Below are 7,709 nucleotides of genomic sequence, written 5' to 3' on the forward strand. Positions count from 1 at the left end.
CAATCCCCTTCCGGTGGTGGTGGTACTCAGTGCGAAGCGCGACGGGCTGTGGTGCTGTGCCCGCTGTTCACGACGACGCCTTTCGGGCTGTCGTGCTGTGCTTGCCGTTCACAACGACGCCCTTCGGGCTGTCGTGCTGTGCTTGCCGTTCACAACGACGCCCTTCGGGCTGTCGTGAAGCGGGGCCGGTTGTTGAGGTCCCGGTGGTCGGCGGCGTCCGTCCAGCCGCTCTCCTCGCGGAAGATCCACGGGACCTGGCCGCCCTGGGTGTCCGCGTGCTCGATCACCACCGCGCCGCCGGGCCGCAGCAGCCGGGCGGCGACCCGCTCGATGCCGCGGATGGTGTCCAGGCCGTCCTCGCCGGAGAACAGCGACATCTGCGGGTCGTGGTCGCGGGCCTCCGGGGCCACGTACTCCCACTCGGTGAGCGGGATGTACGGCGGGTTGCTGATCACCAGGTCGAACCGGCCGTCCCAGCCCCGGTCGTCGGCGAACGCCTTGGTGGCGTCGCCCTGGTGCAGGTGCACCCGGGCCCGGTCGGGGCTGGCCTCGACGTTGCGGCGGGTGTAGGCGATCGCGCCCTCGTCCAGTTCGAAGGCGTGCACGGTGGAGCGGGGCAGCTCCTGCGCGAGGGCCAGCGCGATCGCGCCGGAGCCGGTGCACAGGTCGACCACCAGCGGCTCGGCCACGTCCATCGCGCGGACCGCGTCTATCGCCCACTCCACCACCGACTCGGTCTCCGGCCGGGGAACGAACACCCCGGGGCCGACCTCCAGTTCGAGGTAGCGGAAGAACGCCCGCCCGGTGATGTGCTGGAGCGGTTCGCGCTGCTCGCGCCGGGAGACCGCCTCCCAGTACCGGACGTCGAAGTCGCCGTCCGGCACGGTGTGCAGCTGGCTGCGCTTCACCCCGTGGGTGTGCGCCGCCAGTTCCTCGGCGTCGAAGCGCGGCGAGGGCACGCCGGCCGCGGCCAGGCGCTGGGTGGCCTGGGCCACCTCGGCGAGCAGCAGGTTCATCCCTCGGGCCCCTTAGGCTCAGTTCTCCTGGGCGGCGGCCAGCTTGGCCGCGGCGTCGGCGTCCACGCAGGACTGGATGACCGCGTTGAGTTCGCCGTCCAGCACCTGGTCGAGGTTGTAGGACTTGAACCCGGTGCGGTGGTCGGAGATGCGGTTCTCCGGGAAGTTGTACGTCCGGATCCGCTCGGAGCGGTCCACCGTGCGCACCTGGCTGCGGCGGGCGTCGGACGCCTCCCGCTCGGCCTCCTCCTGCGCGGCGGCCAGCAGCCGCGAGCGCAGGATGCGCATCGCCTGCTCCTTGTTCTGGAGCTGGCTCTTCTCGTTCTGGCAGGACGCCACGATACCGGTCGGCAGGTGGGTGATCCGGACCGCGGAGTCGGTGGTGTTCACCGACTGCCCGCCGGGGCCGGAGGAGCGGTAGACGTCGATCCGCAGGTCGTTGGCGTGGATCTCGACCTCGACCTCCTCGGCCTCCGGGGTGACCAGCACGCCCGCGGCGGAGGTGTGGATGCGGCCCTGCGACTCGGTCGCGGGCACCCGCTGGACGCGGTGCACGCCGCCCTCGTACTTCAGCCGGGCCCAGACGCCCTGGCCGGGCTCGGTGGTGCCGCGCGTCTTCACGGCCACCGAGACGTCCTTGTAGCCGCCCAGGTCGGACTCGTTGGCGTCGATCAGCTCGGTCTTCCAGCCGAGCCGCTCCGCGTAGCGCAGGTACATCCGCAGCAGGTCGCCGGCGAACAGCGCGGACTCCTCGCCGCCCTCGCCCGCCTTGACCTCCAGGATGACGTCCTTGTCGTCGTTGGGGTCGCGCGGCACCAGCAGCAGCCGCAGCTCCTCGGTCAGCTCGCCCTGCCGGGCCTCCGACGCCTTCGCCTCGGCGATGAAGTCCGGGTCCTCGGCGGCGAGTTCGCGCGCCGTGGCGATGTCCTCGCCGGCCTGCTTCCAGGCCAGGTACGTCCGGGTGATCGGGGTCAGCTCGGCGTACCGCTTGGCCAGCTTGCGGGCGTTCGCCTGGTCGGCGTGCACGGACGGGTCGGCCAGCCTCTTCTCGAGGTCGGCGTGCTCGGCGAGGAGCTCTTCGACTGCCTCGAACATCGGATCGGCCTACTTCCGTTGGGGGTGCGCCGCGGCGGCGGAGGGGGATGTCGGGGGAGGGACGCGAACGGCGCCGGCCCGGACGCCCCGCGCCGAAGCACGGGAACGTCCGAGACCGGCGCCGTGGAAGCGCTAGGCCTTGCCGCCGGAGAGCTTCTTGCCGAAGCGCGCCTCGAAGCGGGCGACGCGGCCACCGGTGTCGAGGATCTTCTGCTTGCCGGTGTAGAACGGGTGGCAGTTCGAGCAGACCTCGGCGCGGATCTCGCCGCTGGTCTCGGTCGAACGGGTGGTGAACTGGTTGCCACAGGTGCAGGTCACGTTGGTGACCACGTACTCCGGGTGGACGTTGGACTTCAAGGGATTCTCCTAGCTGATCGGGAGGGCACCGGGTCGGCGGCCTTGGACAGCCGCACGTGAACCGGGACCGACGGACCAGTGTGCCAGCACTGCCCGCTTCTTCCCAAACCGGGTGGCGGTTCGTCCTATTCCGTGCTCACGGTGCTCGCCGCGGCCGACGGGACGGCGTCCGCGGGGTTGGTCGGCTGCTGCTGGACCACCGCGCGCGGCACCTCCTGGTCGGCCCGCAGCGCCGTCCAGAGCTGGGCGGCCTCGGGGCTCTTCGGGACGACCCGGTTGGGGTCGCTGGGGGCGTACACCACCGGCAGGGTGACCATGGTGAGCTGGTCCGGGCCGATCTTCTTCACGGTCTGCGCGAGGCCCACCAGCGAGCTGACCGAGGCCAGGTCGGAGTCGGTGGTCAGGGCGCTGGTCAGCTTGTCGCCGAGGCCCCACATCGCCACCGGGTTGGAGCCCAGGCCGAGCGAGCCGACCTGGCCGAGCATCGCCCGGACCATCTCCTTCTGCAGCTCGATCCGGCCCAGGTCGCTGCCGTCGCCGACGCCGTGCCGGGTGCGGACGAAGGCCAGCGCCTGCTGCCCGCCCAGGTGGTGGGTGCCGGCGTCCAGGTGCAGGCCGCTGTCCTTGTCGTCGATGGCCACCGTGGTGGTGACGTCCACCCCGCCGATCGCGTCGATCAGCGCGGCGAAGCCGGCGAAGTCCACCTCGACGAAGTGGTCCATCCGCATCCCGGTGAGCTGCTCGGCGGTCTTCACGGCGCAGGCCGGGCCGCCGACCTCGTAGGCGGAGTTGAACATCGCGCTGCGGGCCGCGGCGACCTGCTTGCCGTCGGCGGAGGTGCAGGCCGGTCGGGGCACCAGGGTGTCGCGCGGTATGGAGACCACGGCGGCGGCGGTGTGCGCCTGGTTGACGTGCACCACCATCGCGGTGTCGGAGCGGGCGGTGCCGCCGGTGTCGCCGCCGGCCAGGTTCCCGTTCGAGCCGGCCCGCGAGTCGGAGCCCAGCACCAGCAGGTTGAAGGCGCCCCCGGTGGAGGCGGGCGGCCGGGCGGTGCCGAGCTGCCCGGAGATGTCGACGCTGCGGATGTTCCGGTTCAGCTTCCAGTAGGCGATCCCGCCCAGCGCGGCGCCGACCAGGACGAGGCCGGCCAGCGCGAACAACGCGATCCGCACGGCGCGGCGGCGCGGGGTGCGGCTCTTCCGTTCCTCGGACATTTCGCCTCATTTCGCCCTAGACGCGACTTTTCGAGCATAAGTGACCGGCCGGGGCGGCGACCGGGCGCCGGAGAACGCGGAACCCCGCACGGCCCGGGGGCGGTGCGGGGTTCCGGCGGCGGGGTGCGGGCGTCAGTCGCCCGATCCCGGGGTGTTCTTCGCGATCTGCATCAGGAACTCGGCGTTCGACTTGGTCTGCTTCATCTTGTCCAGCAGCAGCTCGATCGCCTGCTGGGAGTCCAGCGCGTGCAGGACGCGGCGGAGCTTCCAGGTGATCGCCAGCTCCTCGTGGCCGAGCAGGATCTCCTCCTTGCGGGTGCCGGAGGCGTCCACGTCGACGGAGGGGAAGATGCGCTTGTCCGAGAGCTTCCGGTCGAGCTTGAGCTCCATGTTGCCGGTGCCCTTGAACTCCTCGAAGATCACCTCGTCCATCCGGGAGCCGGTGTCGACCAGCGCGGTGGCGAGGATGGTCAGCGAGCCGCCGTTCTCGATGTTGCGCGCGGCGCCGAAGAACTTCTTCGGCGGGTACAGCGCGGTCGAGTCGACACCACCGGACAGGATGCGGCCGGAGGCGGGCGCGGCCAGGTTGTAGGCGCGGCCCAGGCGGGTGATCGAGTCGAGCAGGATCACCACGTCGTGGCCCAGCTCCACCAGGCGCTTGGCGCGCTCGATGGCCAGCTCGGCGACGGTGGTGTGGTCCTCGGCCGGGCGGTCGAAGGTCGAGGAGATGACCTCGCCCTTCACCGACCGCTGCATGTCGGTGACCTCTTCCGGACGCTCGTCGACCAGGACGACCATCAGGTGGCACTCGGGGTTGTTGTGGGTGATCGCGTTGGCGATCGCCTGCATGATCATGGTCTTGCCGGTCTTCGGCGGGGCCACGATCAGACCGCGCTGGCCCTTGCCGATCGGCGACACCAGGTCGATGATCCGGGTGGTCAGCACGCCCGGGTCGGTCTCCAGGCGCAGGCGCTCCTGCGGGTACAGCGGGGTCAGCTTGCCGAACTCGGGGCGGCCGCGGCCGCTGTCCGGGTCCATGCCGTTGACGGAGTCCAGCCGCACCATGGCGTTGAACTTCTCGCGGCGCTCGCCGTCCTTGGGCTGGCGGACCGCGCCGGTGATGGCGTCGCCCTTGCGCAGGCCGTGCTTGCGGACCTGGGCCAGCGAGACGTAGACGTCGTTCTGGCCGGGCAGGTAGCCGGAGGTCCGGACGAAGGCGTAGTTGTCGAGGATGTCCAGGATGCCCGCGACGGGGATCAGGACGTCGTCGTCGCTCAGCGGGACCTCGGGGCCGCCCTGGCCCTCGAAGCCGCCCTCGCGGCGACGGCCCCGGCGGTCGCGGTAGCGGCCGCGACGGCCGCCCCGGCCGCCGCCGAACTCGTCGTCGTCGTAGCCGCCCTGCTGCTGGCCGCCGCCCTGCTGCTGCTGGGCACCGCCCTGCTGCTGGTTGTTGTTCTGCTGGTTCTGCTGGCGGGACTGGCCGCCGTCCTGCTGCTGGCCGCCGCCCTGCCGGTCGGCGCGGTCGCGCTCGCGGCGGTTGCGGCGGTCCCGGCGGGACTCGCGGATCTCGTTGTCGTTGTCGCCGGCGGCGGCCTCGGGGCGCTCGGCGCCCTCCCGGCGGTCGCGGCGGTCCCGGCGGTCGCGGCGCTCGGGGCGGGACTCGCCCTCGGCGGCGGCCGGACGCTGGGTCTCGGTCTTGGCCTCGGCGGCGGGGGCGACCGTCTCGACCGCGGTCGCGGCCGGGGCCTCGGCGGTCGGCGCGCCGGCGGCGGCGGTGGCGCGGCGGCGCGGGCGCTCGGCCCGGGCGGTGGCGGCCGCGGTCTCGGCGGCGGCCTGCACCGGGATCTCGATCTGCGCCTGCGGCTCGGCGGCCGCGGCGGCGCGGGTCCGGCGGGCCGGCTTCTCCTCCGCGGCGGCCTCGGCAGCAGCGGCGGCGGCGGGGGCCTTGGCAGTCTTCTTGGCGGCCGGAGCGGCGGGGGCGGAAGCGCCCGCGAGCAGCGGGTCTCCGCCGCTCTTCTCCTTGATGGCCTCGATCAGCTGGCTCTTGCGCAGCCGCCCGGTACCGCTGATGCCGAGGGTCGAGGCGAGCTTCTGCAGCTCGGCCAGGACCAGGCCGTCCAGGCCGGCGGCGGCGGTACGACGGCGTCGCGCCGGAGCCGCGGGGGCGGCTGCGTCCGACGCCTCGGCGTCCGGGCGCGCGCCCATCAGATCGGTGGTGTCGCTCACTAAGGGTCCTTCCCTGGAGCGGACGTCGGCCTGTCTGGCACGGCGACCGGTTGTGCTGTCCCGACCGGCGTCTCTTTGCGCTGGTCGGGGGCTGGATTCCTGCGGAAGGCTGGTCCTTCCGAGGAGCTGCGGAGTGCGGTGCACTGTGGTGCGAAGCGGCGCGGACGGCCGGATTCCGTACCGACCTCGCTGCGCCTGTTCGATGCCCGGGCCCCCGTCGCGCGACGGCGCTGCGGACCCGCCCGGCATGGCCTCAGTGCGGAGGCCGGGGGTGGGAGTCAGGTGCCGTCACGGCTACGGGTTGGGCCGCAGTCGCGCAGGCAGGCTGCGTACGCGGTGTGGCGGGCTCCCGGAGAATCGTGCCCCCGAGCTTCCGGCCCCCGTGCGGACGGGGGAACGGGATCGGGAAGCGTCGCACCGGGCCCCGGTGGGCATCTGGTGCAGCAATGAGGTTAACACTACCTACCCCCTGACACATTCCCCAGCCCTTTGGTTGTCAATCGTGTCCGTCTCACATGTCGAGCGGCAGCACGGTGGCACCGGCGCGGTCCAACTCCAGCCGGTGGGCCGCGAACTGCTCCCCGGCGAAGTCCAGCACCTTGGCGGCGGCGGACTCGTCGGTGAGCGCGAGCACGGTCGGTCCGGCGCCCGAGATGACGGCGGGGACGCCCTCGGAGCGGAGCGCGGCGACCAGGGCGGCGCTGTCCGGCATGGCGGAGGCCCGGTAGTCCTGGTGCAGGCGGTCCTCGGTGGCGGCGAGCAGCAGCTCGGGGCGGCGGGTGAGCGCCTCGACCAGCAGCGCGGCCCGGCCGGCGTTGACCGCGGCGTCGGCCAGCGGCACGGTCTTGGGCAGCAGGCCGCGGGCGGTCTCGGTGAGCACCTCGGTGGACGGCACGAACACGATCGGGACCACCCGGTCGGACGGGTCGAGCGTGATGGTGCGGGCGCCGCCGTCCTCCGTCCAGGCCACGGTGAAGTTGCCGCGCAGGCAGGCCGCGACGTTGTCGGGGTGGCCCTCCAGCTCGGAGGCGAGGGCCAGCAGGGCGTCGTCGTCGAGGGCGGAGCCGCCGCCGATGGTGACGGCGCGGGCCGCGACGATGCCCGCGCAGATCGCGGCGGAGGAGGAGCCCAGGCCGCGGCCGTGCGGTATCCGGTTGGCGCAGACCACTTCGAGGCCGCGGGGCTGGCCGCCGAGGCGGTCGAAGGCGGCGCGCATCGAGCGGACCACCAGGTGGCGCTCGTCGCGGGCCAGGTTGTCGGCGCCCTCGCCGGCGATGTCCACGCTCAGGCCGGAGTCGGCGACCCGGACGACCACGTCGTCGTAGAGGCCGAGGGCGAGGCCGAAGGCGTCGAAGCCGGGGCCGAGGTTGGCGCTGGTCGCGGGAACGCGGACGCGGACGGCGGCGGCGCGGAACGCGGGACCGGCCATGCGGTGGACACTCCTGGAAAGTGGGGGAGGCGGCCCGGACGACGGGGCCTGCGGTGGTTCGGCGGCGGGGGTGGGCGAAGGAGCGCGCAGCATGGCGCGGCCCGCCGGGGTCAAGCGTATCGAAGAGAGGTTCCAGAGCGGTACACCCTGCCCGGCTCCGATCTTGCGTGTTGCCGCGAGCAGCGTGAAACCGCCGGTGGGATGACCTGAAAGCGGCGGTGGGGGGGGGGGGGGGGGGGGGGGGGGGGGGCCCGGGCGGGGGGGGGGGGGGGGGGGGGGGGCGGTGGGGGGGGGGGGGTGCGGGCGCGGGGGGGGGGGGGGGCGGTCGTCCGCATGCCGTGCCGGCGCGGGACGAGGGCGGCGGCGAGTGCT

General features: G+C 73.2%; 6 protein-coding genes. All 6 read right to left on the reverse strand.

The window, feature by feature from the left end:
* Nucleotides 1-149 precede the first annotated feature (149 nt).
* The 6 genes from prmC to thrB all read right to left on the reverse strand — a co-directional run bounded on the left by prmC (nt 150) and on the right by thrB (nt 7,337).
* A complete protein-coding gene (prmC, locus tag ACIQBJ_RS27745; protein WP_400715805.1) occupies nt 150-1,016 on the reverse strand; it encodes a peptide chain release factor N(5)-glutamine methyltransferase in 867 nt (288 codons plus the stop codon).
* Between the two features lie 18 nt (nt 1,017-1,034).
* Nucleotides 1,035-2,111, reverse strand: a complete 1,077-nt coding sequence (gene prfA, locus ACIQBJ_RS27750; RefSeq protein WP_400715807.1) for a peptide chain release factor 1 — start codon at nt 2,109-2,111, stop codon at nt 1,035-1,037.
* Nucleotides 2,112-2,243: 132 nt separating this feature from the next.
* Nucleotides 2,244-2,468, reverse strand: coding sequence for a 50S ribosomal protein L31 (gene rpmE, locus ACIQBJ_RS27755; RefSeq protein WP_400715809.1), 225 nt, complete (start codon nt 2,466-2,468; stop codon nt 2,244-2,246).
* A 125-nt stretch (nt 2,469-2,593) separates the two neighbouring features.
* The gene (locus ACIQBJ_RS27760) at nt 2,594-3,682 is read right to left on the reverse strand and encodes an LCP family protein (protein ID WP_400715811.1); all 1,089 of its coding nucleotides are present in this window, start codon (nt 3,680-3,682) and stop codon (nt 2,594-2,596) included.
* Nucleotides 3,683-3,814: 132 nt separating this feature from the next.
* Entirely contained in the window at nt 3,815-5,908 is a 2,094-nt protein-coding gene (gene rho, locus ACIQBJ_RS27765; RefSeq protein ID WP_400715813.1) for a transcription termination factor Rho, read from the reverse strand.
* A 511-nt stretch (nt 5,909-6,419) separates the two neighbouring features.
* Nucleotides 6,420-7,337 carry a homoserine kinase gene (thrB, locus tag ACIQBJ_RS27770; RefSeq protein ID WP_400715815.1) on the reverse strand — a complete coding sequence of 306 codons (918 nt, stop codon included), beginning with the start codon at nt 7,335-7,337 and terminating at the stop codon, nt 6,420-6,422.
* Between the last annotated feature and the right edge of the window lie 372 nt (nt 7,338-7,709).

Source organism: Kitasatospora sp. NPDC088391, assembly GCF_044753345.1.
Taxonomy (GTDB): Bacteria; Actinomycetota; Actinomycetes; order Streptomycetales; family Streptomycetaceae; genus Kitasatospora.

Excerpts from the sequence above, each read along its gene's own strand:
- thrB (WP_400715815.1), bottom strand. The coding sequence starts at position 7,337 with ATGGCCGGTCCCGCGTTCCGCGCCGCCGCCGTCCGCGTCCGCGTTCCC.
- ACIQBJ_RS27760 (WP_400715811.1), bottom strand. The coding sequence starts at position 3,682 with ATGTCCGAGGAACGGAAGAGCCGCACCCCGCGCCGCCGCGCCGTGCGG.
- prmC (WP_400715805.1), bottom strand. The coding sequence starts at position 1,016 with ATGAACCTGCTGCTCGCCGAGGTGGCCCAGGCCACCCAGCGCCTGGCC.
- prfA (WP_400715807.1), bottom strand. The coding sequence starts at position 2,111 with ATGTTCGAGGCAGTCGAAGAGCTCCTCGCCGAGCACGCCGACCTCGAG.